This is a genomic window from Caballeronia sp. GAWG1-5s-s (assembly GCF_023631445.1).
Taxonomy (GTDB): domain Bacteria; phylum Pseudomonadota; class Gammaproteobacteria; order Burkholderiales; family Burkholderiaceae; genus Caballeronia.
This window is the reverse complement of the sequence record NZ_JALQDC010000001.1, coordinates 405,243-422,304: the sequence shown is the minus strand read 5'-3', so window position 1 is coordinate 422,304 and position 17,062 is coordinate 405,243. Positions and strand designations below refer to the sequence as shown.

Genomic DNA, 17,062 nt, shown 5'->3' with positions numbered 1-17,062 from the left:
ACGTGAGCCGTTTCTGGAGCGATATCGTTCATCGTCTGACGCCGTATGTGCCGGGCGAGCAGCCCGCGCTGACGCATCCGATCAAGCTGAACACGAACGAAAATCCGTATCCGCCGTCGCCGCGCGTGGTCGAGGCGATTCGCCGCGAACTCGGCGAAGACGGCGCGTCGCTGCGCAAGTATCCCGATCCGACGGCCCGCGCGCTGCGCGAGGCGGTGGCCGCGCACCACGGCGTGCGCGTCGAGCAGGTTTTCGCAGGCAACGGTTCCGATGAAGTCCTCGCGCATGCATTCCAGGCGTTGCTCAAGCGCGACCTGCCTATCCGGTTTCCCGATATCACGTACAGCTTCTATCCGGTCTACGCGCAGCTTTACGGCGTGGCGTACCAGACGATTCCGCTCGATGCCGCTTTCGCCGTCGATATCGACGCTTACCGCGCGCCGAACGGCGGCGTGCTGCTGCCGAATCCGAACGCGCCGACCGGCCGCGCGCTGCCGCTCGCGGACGTCGAAGCGTTGTTGAAGGCGAATCCGGACGTGCCGGTGATCATCGACGAGGCGTATGTCGATTTCGGCGCGCAATCCGCCGTGAGCCTGATCGACGCGTATCCGAATCTGCTCGTCGTGCAGACGACATCGAAGGCGCGCTCGCTCGCGGGCATGCGCGTGGGCTTCGCGTTCGGCGATGCGGCGCTGATCGAGGGGCTGACGCGCGTGAAGGACAGCTTCAACTCGTATCCGCTCGATCGGCTCGCGCAAGCGGCGGCGCTCGCGTCATACAAAGACCACGCGTGGTTCGAGGAAAGCTGCAGAAAGGTCGTGGCGAGTCGCGAAAGGCTGAACGCGCGCTTGCAGAGCCTGGGATTCGACGTGGTGCCTTCGGCGGCGAACTTCGTGTTCGCGAAGCATCCCGCTCACGATGCCGCCGCCCTCGCCGCCGCGCTCCGGCAACGCGAGATTTTCGTGCGGCACTTCAAGCTGCCGCGCATCGACCAGCATTTGCGCATTTCCATCGGCACGGACGCCGAATGCGACGCGCTGACGGCTGCGCTCGAAGAGCTGATCGGCGGCTGAGTGTTATCGGCCCTTCGCCGCCATCAACGCGTGGTACTTCGTCAGCAGTTGCTCCGGCGTTTCGACGTGCGCCGGATCGCGCGGAATGCACTCGACGGGGCAGACTTGCTGGCACTGCGGTTCATCGAAGTGGCCGACGCACTCCGTGCATTTGTTCGGATCGATCACGTAGATGTCCGTACCCATCGAAATGGCGTCGTTGGGGCACTCGGGCTCGCAGACGTCGCAGTTGATGCACTCGTCGGTGATGATCAGAGACATGTCGCAGCCCGCTTTGCGTTAAAAAACAAGCGATTATAACGTGCCGGCGCGTTGCTCGCCGGTGCGCGCGGCCGTGAACAGCGCGCGGACCCTCAGGTTTGGCGGACTCCTGCCGTAAACCAGCAGTGAACTCTGAGTGCCCGTCGCGCGGCCGGTTCGTTATAACTTTCATATCGATTCCAGCCTCGTTTTACCGATATTCCTCACTGTAAGAGCGACCTATGCTTGCGCTTCTCGGTCTCGTTGGATGCTTGTCGCTGCTTTTGGTCTGCGCCACGTGCCGCCGGCCCGGAGTGGCATTGTTCACCGTGATCACGTTGTCGAACCGCAAGCGCACGCTTACCGCCCTGGGCAGCACGCTGTATGTCGTGTTCTGGACGTTTTGCGTCGTCATCATCACGCTTTCGCTGCTCTATCCGAACGCGTTCATGCATCACCGCGCATAGCGGCGCGCTGGCGCTAGTCTTCGAGCCGTTCTCCGCGAGGCAGCCCGTGTCTGAACACGACGGCCAGCAGCGCTTTCGCCGCGTACAGCACGATCAATGCGCCGGCCAGATCGCCTGCGACCATCACGAAGAACCGCTCGACGATATTCTGCGTGTCCCCGCGCAGCGCAAACCAGATGTGATGCAACAGCGGATTCGCGATGGAATAGGCCAGCGCGAGAATCAACAGGCGGTTCGCGGTGAGGTTTCCCAACGACGCCTTGAGCCCGTACCACTCGCGCGCCAGCCGATACACCGCATACGGCGCGACCGTCGCGATAATGCCCCCGGCGAACGCGCGCACCGGGTCGTGCGGGAAGAAGTAGAAGAAGTCGACGAGCCAGCTCGCGATCAGCAAGCCGAGCGCGCCGTCGCCGCCCAGAAGGAGCGTACTAAGCAGCCTCACGCCCGACGGCAGATAGATCCAGTTGACGCCCCGGACGAACTCGGTGTGCGCGAAGACGCGTTCGTTGAGCCACAGAGACAGCACGAACACGGCCGCTGTGCCGATCACGGAGACGACGTGCAAGCGCAGATTGGACATGGGAGTAGAATGGCCGCCACCCGTTGTTATCGGCTCATCTTAGCTCACACGGTTGATGCGGATCGAGCCGTCACACTGGATGAAGCACAGGCATGACCCGCCCCGCCGACATCTATCTCCGATTCCTTCAGCTCGCCGAAGCGCTGCGCGGCCTGCCCGCGCTCGATCCGCTGGAGGAGCGCATCCTCGAATTCGTCGCGCGCATGAGCCAGCAGAAAGCGCGTCTTTCCGTGCGGGACATGATGGCGCAAAGCCAGTTCGGATCGCCCGCGACGCTGCACGCGCGCATCACGTCGATGCGCGAGAAGGGCTGGATCGTCCTCACCGATACCGAAGACGCGCGCCGCAAGCAGATCGAGTTGACGCCCGGCGCGCTACGTCATTTCGACAAGCTCGCCGAGGCCTTCTCCAGAGCGGCAGACAAGCACGGTTCGCCCGACTAAGCGTCGGGCCCATGCTTACGGCGCGGCGGGATCCTTTTGAGGAGCCGCGACCTTGTCGATCAGCCGCTTCTCGACGGAAGGAAACACGAACTTGCTGACGTCGCCGCCCAGTTGCGCGATTTCGCGCACGATGGTGCCCGAGATGAATTGATACTGGTCCGACGGCGTCATGAACATGGTTTCGACGTCGGGCAGAAGATAGCGGTTCATGCCGGCCATCTGAAACTCGTATTCGAAGTCCGAGACGGCGCGCAGGCCGCGCACGATCACGCGCGCATTGTTCTTGCGCACGAAGTCCTTGAGTAGCCCGGTGAAGCTGCTCACTTGCACGTTCGGATAATGCCCGAGCACGTCATGCGCGATATCGAGCCGCTCCTGCAGCGTGAAAAACGGCTTCTTCGCGCGGCTGTCGGCCACGCCCACGACCAGCGTATCGAAAATGCTCGATGCGCGCCGCACGATGTCTTCATGCCCGCGCGTTAGCGGGTCGAATGTTCCCGGGTACACGGCGACAACCATGAGCTTCTCCTCTTTTATTGACCTTGGGCCGCGCTCCGGCGACCGTCATTCCCGCGATGCCTGGTCCAGTACGCCTCGCGCCCGGATTCGGCAGGCGCATTATTCCTCATTTTGGCGGCGCAGCAAATGATACCGAACCGCGCCAGCCTTGCCCTCGCGGGCCACGGTCCAGCCGGACAGCGCGTCGATGGCGGCGGGGTCCAGCGGCTCGCCGCATTCGACGTAGATGGCGCCATCGGGCGCGGCGAGCGGCGCGGCGAGTTCGAGCGCGCGCGTGAGCAACGCCTGATCGCCGAAAGGGGGATCGAGGAAGATCACGTCGAACGAACCGGGCGCGAGGCCGGCGGCGAGTCGCAGCGCATCGGCTTCGGCCACTTCGATGTTGCGGGCGGCGAGCCGGTCCAGATTCGCGCGAAGCTGCGCGGCGGCGCGTGAGTTGCGCTCGACCATCAGCACGCGCGACGCGCCGCGCGACGCCGCCTCGAACCCGAGCGCCCCGCTGCCGGCAAAGAGATCGAGACATCGCTGGCCGTCGAGATCCTGACCGAGCCAGTTGAAGAGGGTCTCGCGCACGCGGTCGGGCGTCGGACGCAGGCCTTCGAGGTCGAGCACGGGCAGCGGCGTGCGCTTCCAGTTGCCGCCGATGATGCGGATGGTGTGCGGCTTGCCACCGCGCGAAGGCGCGCGGTGAGAGGCGGCAGAAGCGGACGAGCGTGATGCGGAAGAACGGGACATAGAGGGAAGCGTTGGAATCGGGCGCGAGCGCCGAATGCACGGCGCGCATAGTGAAAGCCAACGTTACCACAGGCGGCTGGCGCACAAGCGCGATAGACGGCGCCTGATAAAATACGCGGCTTACCTCTTCTTGCGCGGGCCATTGCGCGGCGTTCTTCCACGAGCGCGCCGGGCCGTCGATTGACGCGCGCATCATCGTCCGAGATCATGTTCAGCTTTTTCAAACGATTCAAAAAGCCGGCTGACGCGCCGCTCGACCCATCCGCAGAGAACACGCCCGACGCCGCAGAGGACGAAGAAGCGTCCGCTCCCGTGATCGAGGCGGAGTTGGACCGCGAGCCCGCCGTCGACGCCGCCATTCCTTCCGAAGCGCCGCCTGCCGAAGCCGAGCCTGAACCGCCCGCTCAGCCCGCAGAAGCCGCCGCGAACGACGAGCCGAAGCCGTACTGGCAAGGCCGCACGCAGTCTCAATGGCTGCGCGGGCCGGAAACCGACGAGGCGAGCGAAGAAGTGCTGCCGCCGCCCGAGCCCGACGCCGCCGCGAAGAAGTCGTGGCTGTCGCGCCTGCGGAACGGCCTGTCGAAGACGAGTTCGAGCCTGACGGGTATCTTCGTCGGCGCGAAGATCGACGAGGACCTGTACGAGGAACTCGAAACCGCGCTGCTGATGTCCGACGCGGGCGTCGATGCCACCGAATTCCTGCTCGAATTGCTGCGCGAGAAAGTGCGCGCCGAGCGGCTGACGGAGGCCACGCAGGTGAAGGCGGCGTTGCGCGAGCTGCTCGTCGATTTGCTGCGTCCGCTCGAAAAGTCGCTGATGCTCGGCCGCGCGCAGCCGCTCGTGATGATGATCGCGGGCGTGAACGGCGTCGGCAAGACGACGAGCATCGGCAAGCTGGCGAAGCACTTGCAGAGCTTCAACCAATCGGTGCTGCTCGCCGCCGGCGACACCTTCCGCGCCGCCGCCCGCGAACAGCTCACCGTCTGGGGCGAGCGCAACAACGTGACGGTGATCGCGCAGGAAAGCGGCGACGCGGCGGCCGTGATTTTCGACGCCGTGGGCGCGGCGCGTGCCCGCAAGATGGACGTGATGATGGCCGACACCGCCGGCCGTCTGCCGACGCAACTGCATCTGATGGAAGAGTTGCGCAAGGTGCGCCGCGTGATCGCGAAGGCCATGCCGGATGCGCCTCACGAAGTGCTGCTCGTCATCGACGCGAACACGGGGCAAAACGCGCTTGCGCAAGTGAAGGCGTTCGACGATGCGCTCGGTCTGACCGGCCTCATCGTGACGAAGCTGGACGGCACGGCAAAGGGCGGCATCCTCGCCGCCATCGCGCGGCAGCGGCCGATTCCGGTGTACTTCATCGGCGTCGGCGAGAAAGTCGAGGACTTGCAGCCGTTCAAGGCGGAAGAGTTCGCCGACGCGTTGCTGGGGTGATCTGCAAAGGAAGGGCGTCCGCGAGACGCCCTTTTTTTCATCGTGCGCGAGCAGAGGCTCAAGCTGACTTCCAAGACGCACCTTGTGTCCGGCAGCGCGAGGCGTGGTGTTGTATCAGGCGAAGCCGCCATAGCAAGGCGACGATGCCAGCGCACGGTGGCGTGGACGCCGGACCACGCCAGTTCTCTCGCGTGAACGACTGTTTCATCGACGATCGCGCCTACGTGTCTGCTTCGGGTATAGAAAGGCCAGAAACGCGACCTCTGCGCCCTTAGCGCAAGTTCACCACGCCCGTCCGAGCGACTGAAACAGCGCCGCCGTGTCCGACAACCGGTCGGCATGAGCACGGCTTCGATCCAATGTGGTCTGCAGCGCCGAGCGTTGCGTATCGAGCAGGCTGAATTGACTGACGCCGCCTGCCGCATACTGCGCCTGCGCGATGGCAAGACTTGCCTCGGCTTCGCGTTGCGCATCGCTGCGTTGGCGCAACGTTTGTGCGTCGTGATTGAGCGCCTGCAGTGCATCGGCGACTTGCTGCAGCGCCTGAAGCACGGTTTGCTGATAGCTGGCCAATGCCGCGTCATATTCCGCCTGTGCGGCGCGCTTCTTCGCGCGCAGCTCGCCACCATGAAAGAGCGGCTGCGTCAGATTGAGGCCGATATTCCAGATGTTCATTCCATTCAGGACGTCCGCTATCCGCGTGCGCTGCGAGCCGATCCCCGCCGAAATCGCAAACTGCGGATACATGTTGGCCGTTGCCACGCCGACATTCGCGCTTGCCTGGTGCAGCAGCGCTTCGGATGCGCGAATGTCGGGGCGCTCTTGCGCGAGCGTTGAAGGGAGCGTAACCGGAACAACTGACGGCAGTTGTAACGAGGCGAGCGTGATGTCGTGAAAATCGGCATCGGAAGGCGCAGTACCGAGCAATATCGCCAGTTGATGATCGGCTTGGGCAAGTTGCGTCGACAGTGGCGGCAGTGTCGCGCGCGTTTGTGCGAGCAGCGTGCGCTGACGACTAACGTCGAGCAGCGACACGCCGCCGGCCGCGAATCGTCGCTCGATGATCGACAACTGGCGCGCCTGGGTATCAGCGAGGCCTTCCGTCAAGTCCATCTCCTCCTGTAGCGACGCCCGGCGGATCGCATACGCAACGACGTTGCCGGCGAGCGAGAGCTTGGCCGCTTCGAGCTCGTAGGCTTCGTAATCGACCTGCGCCATCAGTCCTTCCAGCGTGCGCCGGTTGCCACCGAAAATATCGAGCGCATAAGACACGCTGAGCGACGCGTTGTAGACGGTGAAAGGCCCTGGACTCGGTACGGACGTAATACCAAACGAATTCAGGTCGACTTTCTGGCGCGTGGCGGACAAACCCCCGTCGATCTCGGGATACCTCGTGGCGCCGGCTTCCGCCACATAGTTCTCGCGCGCCTCCGTCAACCTGGCTTGCGCTTGCGCCAGCGTCGGGCTGTTATGCAACGCGGTGTCGACGAGACGGTTCAGCGCATCCGAGCCGAACTGCGTCCACCACATGGGCAACGCGGTGTCGGCGTGAGTGAAGGTCTGCGTCGCTCCCTCTGCGTCGGCGGTCACGGGCTGCGCGTCGCGCGTATAGGACTGTGCGGCGGGCGCGGCCGGCGACTGGAAGTCGGGGCCTGCCGCACAGCCGCAAACCGCGAAAGCCGCGGCAACGACAGTGGCGCCTGCGAAGATCTTCATTAACGGATCCTCCTAGTCGAGCGTGCGCCGGTAAAAGCGCAACGCGATGCCCAGCACGACCACCGTGAACACCATCAGAGGCCAGACCGACGGCCACAGTTCGAGCCATCCGTTGCCCTTGAGCAGGATGCCGCGCACGAGCCGGTTGAAGTACGTGAGCGGCAGTACGTCGCCGATCCATTGCGCCCAGCGTGGCATGCCGGCGAAGGGAAACATGAAGCCGGATAACAACAGACTCGGCAGAAAGTAGAAGAAAGTGAGTTGCACGGCCTGCAACTGGTTCTGCGCGAGCGACGACAGCGTGATGCCCACGGTCAGGTTCGCGGCGATGAATAGCAGTGACGCGAGGTAAATCGCCAGCACGCTGCCTTCGAAGGGCACGTCGAAAACGTAACGACACGCGGCGAGGATGATGGAGGCCTGCACCAGTCCGATCGCCACATACGGCACGATCTTGCCGGTCATCACCTCGAGCGGCAGCACCGGTGTCGCGAGGAGATTTTCCATCGTTCCGCGCTCGCGTTCGCGCGTGATGGCGAGGCCCGTCATCATCACCATCGTCATGGTCAGGATGACGCCCATCAGCCCTGGCACGACGTTATATTGCGTGATGCCTTCCGGATTGTAGAGACGCTGCACCTGTACGCTGAAAGCGGCGGGTGTTCCGTTCAGGTGCGCGAGCGGGCCGGTGAGGTCCTTGTCCACGACCGGTTGAACCAGGCTCGGCAACGCGCTTAGCGCCGTGCCCGTCGCCGTCGGGTCGGTCGCATCCGCTTCGACCAGCAACGCGGGCCGTTCGCCGCGCAGCAATTTCCTTGAGAAATCGGCGGGAACCGTCAGCACGAACTGCACGCGCCCTTCAGCGAGCGCGCGGCGTCCCTCGTATTCGGTATGTAGCGTGTCGACGATCCGGAAGTAGTCCGAGTTCTCCATTGCCGCGACGAAGCTGCGCGAAAACGGGCTCTGGTCGGAGAGAATCACCGCAGTCGGCAGGTGCTTCGGGTCGGTGTTGATCGCAAAGCCGAAAAGCGCCAGTTGCACGACCGGCAAGCCGACGATCATCGCGAACGTGATGCGGTCCCGTCGCAATTGCAACAACTCTTTCAGCACGATGCTCCACCAGCGCGTGGGCGAAAAGAAGGCATCGAGGTTCACGGTCTGATTCCATAGTTGTCGGCAGAGCGGTTCATCATGTAGATGAAGACGTCCTCGAGGCCCGTACCGATTTGCTCGATGCGTACCGGCTTGCCGTCGGTCGCCCGCCGGATAGCGGCTTCCAGTGCGGCATGATCGTGACCGCTCGCATGCAGTGCCGAGCCGAACACGACGGTCTGATCGACGCCCTCCGTCTGGCGCAACTGTTCGGATAACTCCGTGAGATGCTCGCCGGAGATCGACCAGGTCGCGAGGTTTTGCGAGTCGACCACCTCCTTCGACGTCCCGTGCGCGAGCAGCTTTCCGTACGCGATATAGGCGAGCTTGTGGCAGCGTTCCGCCTCGTCCATGTAGTGCGTGCTGACGAGCACCGAGATTCCACGCGCGGCAAGACGATGCAGTTCCTCCCAGAAATCGCGCCGTGCGGTCGGGTCGACGCCGGCTGTCGGTTCGTCGAGCAACAGCAGACGCGGCTCATGCAACATGCAAGCGGCGAGCGCCAGGCGCTGTTTCCAGCCACCCGAGAGCGCCCCGGTCAGCTGGTCAGAGCGGCTTTCCAGGCCGAGCGCATTCAAGGTCGCGTCGACTTTCTCGCGGCGGTTTTTCATGCGATACACGCGCGCGACGAAGTCGAGGTTCTCGCGGATGGTCATGTCTTCCCAGAACGAGAAGCGCTGCGTCATATAGCCGACGTTGCGCTTGATCAGGGCGCTTTGCGTCAGGATGTCGTAGCCGAGACACGTGCCGCTGCCAGAGTCCGGCGTCAACAATCCGCACATCAGCCGGATCGACGTGGTCTTGCCGCTTCCGTTCGGCCCGAGGAATCCGAAAATCTCGCCGTGCGCGACTTGCAACGAGACATCGTTGACCACATGCTTGTCGCCGAAATGCTTGTTGAGTCCGTGGACGTCGATTGCGTACTGCTGGCCCGGTTGGTTCATCGCAGCGTCACCGCGACGGGCTGGCCGGGCCGAAGCCTGTCGGCATCGCCGACGGCGGGATGCGCTTCGACCATATAGACGAGTTTCGAGCGGCGCTCGTTGCTATAGATGACCGGCGGAGTGAATTCGGCCTCGTTCGAGATGTAGGTGATCTGCGCCGCTACGTCGGCCGCGCAGCCGTCGCAATGGATCGTCAGCGCGCGGCCGGGCTGCAGGGCCCCGACAACCGTTTCCGGCACGAAGAAGCGCACCTTGACGTTCCGCGGCGGCAGCATCTGCACGACCGGGCTGCCCGCCGGCACCCACTCTCCGACGCGAAACAGCGTGTCGAACACACGGCCTTGGGCAGGCGCCGCTACCCGCTTCTGACCGAGCTTCCACTGCGCCTGAGCAACGGCGGCCTGCGCGGCCTCGACTTGCGCCGACTGTGCGGTGATCTGCTGCTGGCGTCCGGGTAGCCGGGCGACGTCGATCTGATAGGACAACTCACGGACCTGAGCGGCGCTCGCTTCGGCGTTCGCACGCGAATCGTCAAATTGCGCTTTCGAAATGCCGCCCGCACGGTATTGAGCTTCATCGCGCGTGAATTGCAGCGCGGCTTTGCGCGCGTTGGCGGCGGCTTGCGCGAGTTGCGCCTTGGTCACGTCGATTTCTACCGGGCGCTTGCCCGTCTGGATGTCGTGCAACTGGGCACGCGCCGATGCGAGTTGCTGCCTAGCCTGATTCAAAGCGGCGGTTTCGTTGCCCGATTCCAGCGCGAACATGGATACGCCCGATTCCACCGTCTGGCCCCGTGTGACCGACAGTTGCGTCAGCGTTCCCGCCTGCGACGAACTGAGATAGACGAATTCCCCTTCGACATAGCCCTGATAAGAAGGCGCATCCTGACGCGAACAGCCGGCGAGCCCGGTAAGAGCGAGCATGCATCCTGCGATGAACGCGGTACGCGTCAGGGGCCGGGCCTCGACTAGTTGCGCCGCGTTGCGCGTGCAGCGATGGCGGCGCACGCCAGCGTCGCTCTCGTGCCGGAGTGGCTGCGCGAGGATCGGACTGGCTAGCTTTCCGGCTGCCGGCGGTGCATGGTTGGGTCTCATTTCTTCCTCGCGCGTTCTGGCGTTCACTTGCACAGTGGGGCGGGCACAGTTATCCGGTATCAGCCCCGACTGCTCGCCGGCCACTCATTTCGACGTGGCTGTCGTCGTCATGGTCGGATAATGACTTCAAAGTCAGTAAACTGCAAGTGGCGCTTCGAGGAACCTAAGTCAGCGAAGTTGGCGGTGTCGCATCGACCGGCGCGCTAAGGAAACACACCCTGAATTAGCCCGGCGCGGGCGGGGATGCGACACGCCTGCTGGAGACCGAGAACAACCGGGCCAACCGGCGCGGCTATGATGACGGCGTGGCCGGAGCATGGACGCCGACGTCCAGCCCGAATCGCGCTCGCTCGACGCCCATCGAATCGCAGAAGGAAGAATGAAACGACTCGCAAGCCCCGAAACAGAAGCTGAATCGGCAGTCGTTGCCCATCCAGCCGAAGCCGCCAAGCGCCGCCGTCGCAAGGATGCGCGGCCGGGCGAAATTATCGATGTGGCGCTTATGTGCTTTCTCGAAGCCGGCTATGAGGCGACGAGGCTCGATGACGTCGCGCGGCGCGCGGGTGTCGCGAAGGGAACCGTCTACTTGTACTTCGAGACCAAGGAACACTTGTTTCGCGCGGTCGTGCAGCAGGTGACCGCAACCAACGTCCGGCAGCTGAGTGACACCATCCGGCAGTTCGACGGCGCATTCGTCGAATTCGTGCCGCTGTTCCTTTCGCGGGTAGCGACGTCTATCGGCAGCAGTCTCAGCCCGCGAATCGCCGCGCTGATCCTGAAGGAAAGCGAACGCTTCCCCGACCTTGGACGGATCTGGGTGGAAGAGGTGGTGGCACCGATGTTCGAAGCTCTGCAAGCGCTCGTCGAGCGCTCGCAGAAAAACGGCGAGGTGCGCGAGGGCGATTCTCGGGCCCACGTCTTTTCGCTGGTGGGGCCGATGTTCGCGGCGATCCTGTCACGCCAGGTGCTCGCGCCGCTAGGTTTTGAGCCGGTGGACTTGAGCACGCTGGCTCGACAGCACGCAACGACAGTGCTTGCCGGTCTTTGTCCATCATCGCCAACACGCGCGTCCGCGCACGGCCACTCCGGTCGACGGAGCAAAATGGCGGTTCCCGAGACAAAATAGGTTCGCTCTTTGCGGGCGCTCTCCAGTCTGATCTGGAGTTGCAGACCCTGCTCGGAAATATCCGGTCCGTACGCCTGAGTCTCAGCGATTGACGACGACAGACCGGCAAGCAGCGCCTCGAAGTTGCCAAACGACGGCCGCCTCCGAGACGCAACGCCTCACCGCGAAAACACCAGCGCCGCAGCAATCCACCACATGACACAGCCGACGATCACATCGAGCACGCGCCACGACACGTCCTTCTGAAACCACGGCTCTAAAAGACGCGCTCCGTAGCCGAGCGCCGTGAACCAGATGATGGACGAACACATCGCGCCGGCCGCGAACCACGCGTTGCCCGGCCACGCATGCCGCGCGCCGATGCCGCCGAGCAGCACGACCGTATCGAGATAAACGTGCGGATTCAGGAGCGAGAGCGCGACCACGGTGGACGCCGCCGCGACCGCTGTCTGCGAATCGCCGTCCGATGCGTCCAGATGCCCCGGACCGCGCCACGCCGCCACGAACGCGCGCAAGCCATAGAGGAAGAGAAAGACCGCGCCCGCCCAGCGAATCACGTCGAGCAGAAACGGCGCTCGCGCGATCAGCGCGCCCATGCCGCCGACGCCGAGCGCGATCAACATGACGTCGATGAACGCGCAGATCGACACGACGATGCCCACGTGCCGGCGCTTGAGCCCCTGCCGCAGCACGAACGCATTCTGCGCGCCGATCGCCACGATCAGGCTGGCTCCCAGTCCCGCACCCGACAAGTAACTCGACAGGGCTCCCGCAGATACCGCCGCCGTCATTCGGCGTCCGGCTGCTGCGCGGGGGCGGCGCGCATGAAGCCGTCAATCTGGTTCGCGAAATCGGCTATGCGCTCGATGGTCGGGTAAGGCGCGAGGTCGATGCCGAAGCGCCGCGCGTTGAACAACTGCGGCACGATGCACAGATCGGCGATGGTCGGCGTGTCGCCGAACGTCAGCTTGCCGACGCGCGAATCGGCCGCGAGCCGCTTTTCGAGCGATTCGAAGCCCGTTTCCACCCAATGCCGGTACCACGCGTCCTTCGCCTCGTCCGGCACCTTGACCTCATGCTTGAGGTACTTCAGCACGCGCAGGTTATCCAGCGGATGAATCTCGCAGGCAACCTGCAACGCCACCGACCGGACGAACGCGCGGTCCGACGCGCCACGCGGCAAAAGCGGCGGCTCGGGATGCGTCTCGTCGAGATATTCGATGATGGCGAGCGACTGCGTGAGCACGTCGCCGTCCACGACGAGCGTCGGCACGATGCCGTCCGGGTTCAGCGCGCGATACTCGGGCTTCAGTTGCACGCCGCCATCGCGCAGCAGATGAACGCCCTCGTACTCGTAGTCGAGACCCTTCAGATTCAGCGCGATGCGCACGCGATACGCCGCCGAGCTTCGAAAATAGCTGTAGAGCTTCATTGTCCGCACGCCGCCTCAGACCACGCGCACGGAGAAGTCGCCGATGCCGTCCACGCCGCCCTTCAGCAGATCGCCCTTCACGACCGCGCCCACGCCTTCGGGCGTGCCGGTGAAGATGAGATCGCCGGGGAACAACTCGAACAGCGTCGAGAGATAGGCGACCGTCTCGCCGACCGACCAGATCAGCTGCGAGATGTCCGAACGCTGCTTTTCCTCACCGTTGACCGTGAGCCAGATCGCGCTTTTTTCCAGATGCCCGACCTTGGACACCGGATGAATCGGGCCGAGCGGCGCGGAATGATCGAAGCCTTTCGCCGTATCCCACGGGCGGCCGAGCTTCTTCGCTTCCGCTTGCAGGTCGCGACGCGTCATGTCGAGCCCGAGCGCGTAGCCGTACACGTAGTCGAGGCCCTTGTCGGCGGGAATGTCCTTGCCCTGCTTGCCGATTGCCGCGACGAGTTCCATCTCGAAGTGCAGGTTCTTGGTCTGCGACGGGTACGGCAACTCGCCGGTCGAGCCCGGCGCGACGTACAGCACGGCGTCGGCGGGCTTGCTGAAGAAGAACGGCGGCTCGCGGTCCGGGTCGTGGCCCATTTCCCGCGCGTGCGCTTCGTAGTTGCGTCCGACGCAGTAGATGCGGCGCACGGGAAACTGCTCGTTCGAACCTGCGACCGGAACGGCGGTCGCCGGCGCCGGGGGAAACACGTAAGTCATCCCGCTCTCCTGTTTGATGTTATTCGATAGCCGGCGCATCTCACGCTCGCAGCCGGAGTCGCAAAAAGCGAGTGTAACGTGCCGGCGCGAATCGTGGCGAGCCTTGTCCGGCGCGGGCGCGCGAGCTTTCGGACGGCCTGCGGCCATCCTTCCAGCCGCCGCGCAATCTCGCCGGATGCCTGTCCCCGAACTTGCAAGCGGCGCTTAAATGCGATACTGAGTGTCATACCGCATTTCCACTCGCGACGGCGCCGCTCAGGACCATGTAAATGAGCGCCCGTTTTGCGCACGCTTCCGATGACCGACACTCCACCTCCTTCTTTTCCCTGCGCGCGCTATATCAAGGAAATCGGGCGCGGCCCGAACGGCGCGCGGGCGCTTTCGCGTGACGACACCTATTCGCTCTACGAAGCCATGCTCGATGGCCGCGTCTCCGACGTCGAACTCGGCGCCGTGCTGCTCGCGTATCGCGTGAAGGGCGAGACGGCCGCCGAACTCGCTGCGATGCTGGCGGCGGCGCATCGTTCGTTCGAGCCGCTGCACGTGCAGGAAGGCCGCGAGCACGCGCGCCCCGTGTCGATCCCGAGCTACAACGGCGCGCGCAAGCAGCCGAACCTGACGCCGCTGCTCGCGCTCCTGCTCGCGCGCGAAGGCGTGCCGGTGCTGGTGCATGGCGTGGTGGACGATCCGGGCCGCGTGACGAGCGCCGCGATCTTCGCCGAAGTGGGAATCCCGCATGCCGCGTCGCCCGACGAGATCGAGGACAGCCTCGCCTCGCGCCGCCTCGCGTTCGCGCCGGTGACCGCGCTCGCGCCGAAGCTCGCGCGGCTGCTGGACCTTCGGCGCGTGATGGGCGTGCGCAATTCGACGCACACGCTCGTCAAGATTCTGCAGCCGTTCGCGGAGCCGGGCCTGCGGCTCGTCAACTACACGCACCCCGAATATCGCGACAGCCTCACCGCGCTCTTCACCGAGCATCCGGATGCGGCGCAAGGCGGCGCGCTGCTCGCGCGCGGCACCGAAGGCGAAGCAGTCGCGGACACGCGCCGCCAGGTACAGATCGACTGGTTCCACGACGGCCACGCCGAGACGCTCGTCGCGCCCGAGCGTTCGCAGGCGGACGCGCCCGCCGTCGAACTGCCCGAATCGCTCGATGCCGCGACTACCGCTCGCTGGATCGAAGACGTGATGCGGGGCGACGTGCCGGTGCCGCCCGCCATCGCGCGTCAGGTGGAGCTGATCGCGGATGTCGTGCGCCGGCCGGTATAGGCACCGCAATCGGAAAATCCGCATTTGACACCTTCTTCAACGCTGGTTTAAAGTAGGCCAATGCGTTTCACCCAATTCTTCTCCCTCCGAATTATTTCGGGCCGCCTAGCGCGGCCCCTATCGCTACGTCTAGCGTAAGTCGCCAGACGTAGCGGCGCGCGTCGCCAGGCGCGCGTTCCCGCCAGCCGTTCCCGCAGTTCCTTCCTTACCACCTAGTAGTCGTCAGTTTTTCGTTCGCGCATCCCGCGAATCGAAAACGCGAGGGTCACATGCACGCTGCTTCGCGCACGTTCACGTTGGTCGCAGGCGTCACCGTCGCCGGTGCGCAATGCGATCGCGCGCGCGGTTCTGCTTCGCGTGCTTCATGTGCATCGCGCCGCAGCCGGCCAGCCGCCGGCGTCGGCCGCTCTCGCAGGCGCTACGCTCCTGAAAGAGATCGACGATCATGATGCCGAACCCCGCCGAGAAATACCGCCCGTTCCCGCAAGTCCGTCTGCACGGCCGACGCTGGCCGAATCGCACGATCGAGAAAGCGCCTATCTGGATGAGCACCGATCTGCGCGACGGCAACCAGTCGCTGATCGAGCCGATGAGCATCGCAGCGAAGCTCGAATTCTTCGAGATGCTGGTGGCGACGGGCTTCAAGGAAATCGAGGTGGGATTCCCGTCGGCGTCGCAGACCGATTTCGACTTCGTGCGCAAGCTGATCGACGAGAAGCGCATTCCCGACGACGTCACGATCGAAGTGCTCGTGCAATCGCGCCGCGAACTGATCGAGCGCACGTTCGAAGCCGTCGAGGGCGCGAGCAAGGTCATCGTGCATCTCTACAACGCGATCGCGCCGTCGTTCCGGCGCATCGTGTTCAATCAGTCGAAGGACGAAGTGAAGGCGCTGGCGGTCGAGGGCACGCGCCTCATCAAGGAATGCGCGGCGGCGCGGCCTGAAACGCACTGGATCTACCAGTACTCGCCCGAGACGTTCAGCATGACGGAGCTCTCATTCGCGCGCGAAGTGTGCGATGCCGTCGCGCAAGTCTGGCGTCCGACGCCCGATCACAAGATGATCGTCAATCTGCCGGCGACGGTCGAATCCGCTACGCCCAACGTGTTCGCCGATCAGGTCGAATGGATGGACCGCAACATTGGCTTTCGCGACAGCATCGTGCTCTCGGTGCATCCGCACAATGATCGCGGCACGGCGGTCGCGGCGGCGGAACTCGCGCTGCTCGCGGGCGCGGATCGCGTCGAAGGCTGTCTCTTCGGCAACGGCGAGCGCACGGGCAACGTCGATCTCGTGACGCTCGCGCTCAACCTGTACACGCAGGGCATCGATCCCGGCCTCGACTTCTCGGACATCGACGCGGTGCGGCGGGTCGTCGAACGCTGCAATCAGCTTCCGGTGCATCCGCGCCATCCGTACGCGGGCGACCTCGTGTTCACCGCGTTTTCCGGGTCGCATCAGGACGCAATCCGCAAAGGCTTCGCGCAGCGCGTGGCCGGCACGCCGTGGGAAGTGCCGTATTTGCCCATCGATCCCGCCGATCTCGGCCGCAGCTACGACGCCGTGATTCGCGTGAACAGCCAGTCGGGCAAAGGCGGCGCGACGTATCTGCTCGAACGCGGTCTGGGCTTCACGCCGCCGCGCCGCGTGCAGATCGAGTTCAGTCATGCGGTGCAGGCGGTGGCGGACGAATCGGGCGAGGAAATCAGCGGCGACGCCATCTGCGCGCTCTTCAAGCGCGAGTATTTCGACGCGGGCGGGCCGGTATCGCGCGTGGATGCGGCGGCGGTTTCCGTCTTCGGCCGACACATCGCGATGCCGCCTGCTTCAGGCGCCGCGAGCGAGGAACACTATGCGCAGGCGGTCGCCGCGACTCTGGACGTCGGCGCGAGCGTGAGCTGGTTCGAATCGACGGTGACGGCGAACGGCGAGACAGCGGTGTTCGTGGGCTGCCGCGTCGCCGATGAACCGATGCGCTTCGGCGTCGCGGTGCACGCGAATCCGGCGCTCGCGGTCGTCGATGCGGTCGTGAGCGCGGTAAATCGGTCGAACGGAATCGCGCGGAAGGTGCGCGAGGACGAGGCCGTGGCCGTGGAAGCCTGACGGCGCGGACG

Annotated in this window: 18 protein-coding genes; 7 read left to right on the top strand and 11 right to left on the bottom strand. The window is 64.5% G+C overall.

What is annotated here, in order from left to right; translation table 11 throughout:
- Positions 1-2: 2 nt before the first annotated feature.
- Complete coding sequence (gene hisC / locus NCR34_RS02055; protein WP_250498967.1) at positions 3-1,073, top strand: histidinol-phosphate transaminase; 1,071 nt, start codon at positions 3-5, stop codon at positions 1,071-1,073.
- A gap of 3 nt (positions 1,074-1,076) precedes the next feature.
- Here hisC and NCR34_RS02050 read toward each other — a convergent pair whose 3' ends face one another.
- Positions 1,077-1,334: a YfhL family 4Fe-4S dicluster ferredoxin gene (locus NCR34_RS02050; RefSeq protein WP_159835144.1), complete on the bottom strand. Its 258-nt coding sequence runs from the start codon at positions 1,332-1,334 to the stop codon at positions 1,077-1,079.
- 299 nt (positions 1,335-1,633) lie between these two features.
- Here NCR34_RS02050 and NCR34_RS02045 point away from each other — a divergent pair, with 299 nt between their 5' ends.
- The gene (locus NCR34_RS02045) at positions 1,634-1,780 is read left to right on the top strand and encodes a hypothetical protein (protein ID WP_248321066.1); all 147 of its coding nucleotides are present in this window, start codon (positions 1,634-1,636) and stop codon (positions 1,778-1,780) included.
- A gap of 13 nt (positions 1,781-1,793) precedes the next feature.
- On the opposite strand, the gene NCR34_RS02040 is transcribed toward NCR34_RS02045, so the two are convergent.
- Positions 1,794-2,363, bottom strand: a complete 570-nt coding sequence (locus tag NCR34_RS02040; RefSeq protein ID WP_250498966.1) for a hypothetical protein — start codon at positions 2,361-2,363, stop codon at positions 1,794-1,796.
- A 92-nt stretch (positions 2,364-2,455) separates the two neighbouring features.
- Here NCR34_RS02040 and NCR34_RS02035 point away from each other — a divergent pair, with 92 nt between their 5' ends.
- Positions 2,456-2,806 (top strand): winged helix-turn-helix domain-containing protein, encoded by a 351-nt coding sequence (locus tag NCR34_RS02035; protein ID WP_250498965.1) that lies wholly within the window; start codon positions 2,456-2,458, stop codon positions 2,804-2,806.
- Between the two features lie 15 nt (positions 2,807-2,821).
- On the opposite strand, the gene coaD is transcribed toward NCR34_RS02035, so the two are convergent.
- Both coaD and rsmD read right to left on the bottom strand, forming a co-directional pair.
- The gene (gene coaD, locus NCR34_RS02030; protein WP_175939299.1) at positions 2,822-3,325 is read right to left on the bottom strand and encodes a pantetheine-phosphate adenylyltransferase; all 504 of its coding nucleotides are present in this window, start codon (positions 3,323-3,325) and stop codon (positions 2,822-2,824) included.
- A gap of 99 nt (positions 3,326-3,424) precedes the next feature.
- Positions 3,425-4,060: a 16S rRNA (guanine(966)-N(2))-methyltransferase RsmD gene (gene rsmD, locus NCR34_RS02025; RefSeq protein ID WP_250498964.1), complete on the bottom strand. Its 636-nt coding sequence runs from the start codon at positions 4,058-4,060 to the stop codon at positions 3,425-3,427.
- Positions 4,061-4,267: 207 nt separating this feature from the next.
- On the opposite strand from rsmD, the gene ftsY reads away from it, so the two are divergent.
- Positions 4,268-5,500: a signal recognition particle-docking protein FtsY gene (ftsY, locus tag NCR34_RS02020; protein WP_250498963.1), complete on the top strand. Its 1,233-nt coding sequence runs from the start codon at positions 4,268-4,270 to the stop codon at positions 5,498-5,500.
- A 282-nt stretch (positions 5,501-5,782) separates the two neighbouring features.
- On the opposite strand, the gene NCR34_RS02015 is transcribed toward ftsY, so the two are convergent.
- Genes NCR34_RS02015 through NCR34_RS02000 form a run of 4 tightly spaced genes read right to left on the bottom strand, consistent with a single transcriptional unit; the run spans position 5,783 to position 10,235 of the window.
- Positions 5,783-7,216, bottom strand: a complete 1,434-nt coding sequence (locus NCR34_RS02015; protein WP_250498962.1) for an efflux transporter outer membrane subunit — start codon at positions 7,214-7,216, stop codon at positions 5,783-5,785.
- A 12-nt stretch (positions 7,217-7,228) separates the two neighbouring features.
- Positions 7,229-8,371: an ABC transporter permease gene (locus NCR34_RS02010; protein WP_250498961.1), complete on the bottom strand. Its 1,143-nt coding sequence runs from the start codon at positions 8,369-8,371 to the stop codon at positions 7,229-7,231.
- Positions 8,368-9,312 (bottom strand): ABC transporter ATP-binding protein, encoded by a 945-nt coding sequence (locus tag NCR34_RS02005; protein WP_250498960.1) that lies wholly within the window; start codon positions 9,310-9,312, stop codon positions 8,368-8,370. Before NCR34_RS02005 ends, NCR34_RS02010 begins: the two co-directional genes overlap by 4 nt.
- Complete coding sequence (locus NCR34_RS02000; RefSeq protein WP_250498959.1) at positions 9,309-10,235, bottom strand: HlyD family secretion protein; 927 nt, start codon at positions 10,233-10,235, stop codon at positions 9,309-9,311. Before NCR34_RS02000 ends, NCR34_RS02005 begins: the two co-directional genes overlap by 4 nt.
- Before the next feature lie 487 nt (positions 10,236-10,722).
- Between NCR34_RS02000 and NCR34_RS01995 the strand changes: the two genes are divergently transcribed.
- Positions 10,723-11,532 (top strand): TetR/AcrR family transcriptional regulator, encoded by an 810-nt coding sequence (locus NCR34_RS01995; RefSeq protein WP_250498958.1) that lies wholly within the window; start codon positions 10,723-10,725, stop codon positions 11,530-11,532.
- Between the two features lie 158 nt (positions 11,533-11,690).
- Here the strand turns inward: NCR34_RS01995 and NCR34_RS01990 are convergent, their stop codons facing one another.
- The 3 genes from NCR34_RS01990 to NCR34_RS01980 are packed head-to-tail and all read right to left on the bottom strand — an operon-like array spanning position 11,691 to position 13,678.
- Complete coding sequence (locus NCR34_RS01990) at positions 11,691-12,323, bottom strand: LysE/ArgO family amino acid transporter (RefSeq protein WP_248321049.1); 633 nt, start codon at positions 12,321-12,323, stop codon at positions 11,691-11,693.
- Positions 12,320-12,964 carry a maleylacetoacetate isomerase gene (maiA, locus tag NCR34_RS01985; RefSeq protein ID WP_250498957.1) on the bottom strand — a complete coding sequence of 215 codons (645 nt, stop codon included), beginning with the start codon at positions 12,962-12,964 and terminating at the stop codon, positions 12,320-12,322. Before maiA ends, NCR34_RS01990 begins: the two co-directional genes overlap by 4 nt.
- Before the next feature lie 15 nt (positions 12,965-12,979).
- Positions 12,980-13,678, bottom strand: coding sequence for a fumarylacetoacetate hydrolase family protein (locus NCR34_RS01980; protein ID WP_175939290.1), 699 nt, complete (start codon positions 13,676-13,678; stop codon positions 12,980-12,982).
- A 297-nt stretch (positions 13,679-13,975) separates the two neighbouring features.
- Between NCR34_RS01980 and ybiB the strand changes: the two genes are divergently transcribed.
- Together ybiB and leuA are read left to right on the top strand one after the other, a co-directional pair.
- A complete protein-coding gene (ybiB, locus tag NCR34_RS01975; protein WP_175939288.1) occupies positions 13,976-14,947 on the top strand; it encodes a DNA-binding protein YbiB in 972 nt (323 codons plus the stop codon).
- Positions 14,948-15,392: 445 nt separating this feature from the next.
- Positions 15,393-17,051: a 2-isopropylmalate synthase gene (leuA, locus tag NCR34_RS01970; RefSeq protein WP_250498956.1), complete on the top strand. Its 1,659-nt coding sequence runs from the start codon at positions 15,393-15,395 to the stop codon at positions 17,049-17,051.
- Positions 17,052-17,062: the final 11 nt, after the last annotated feature.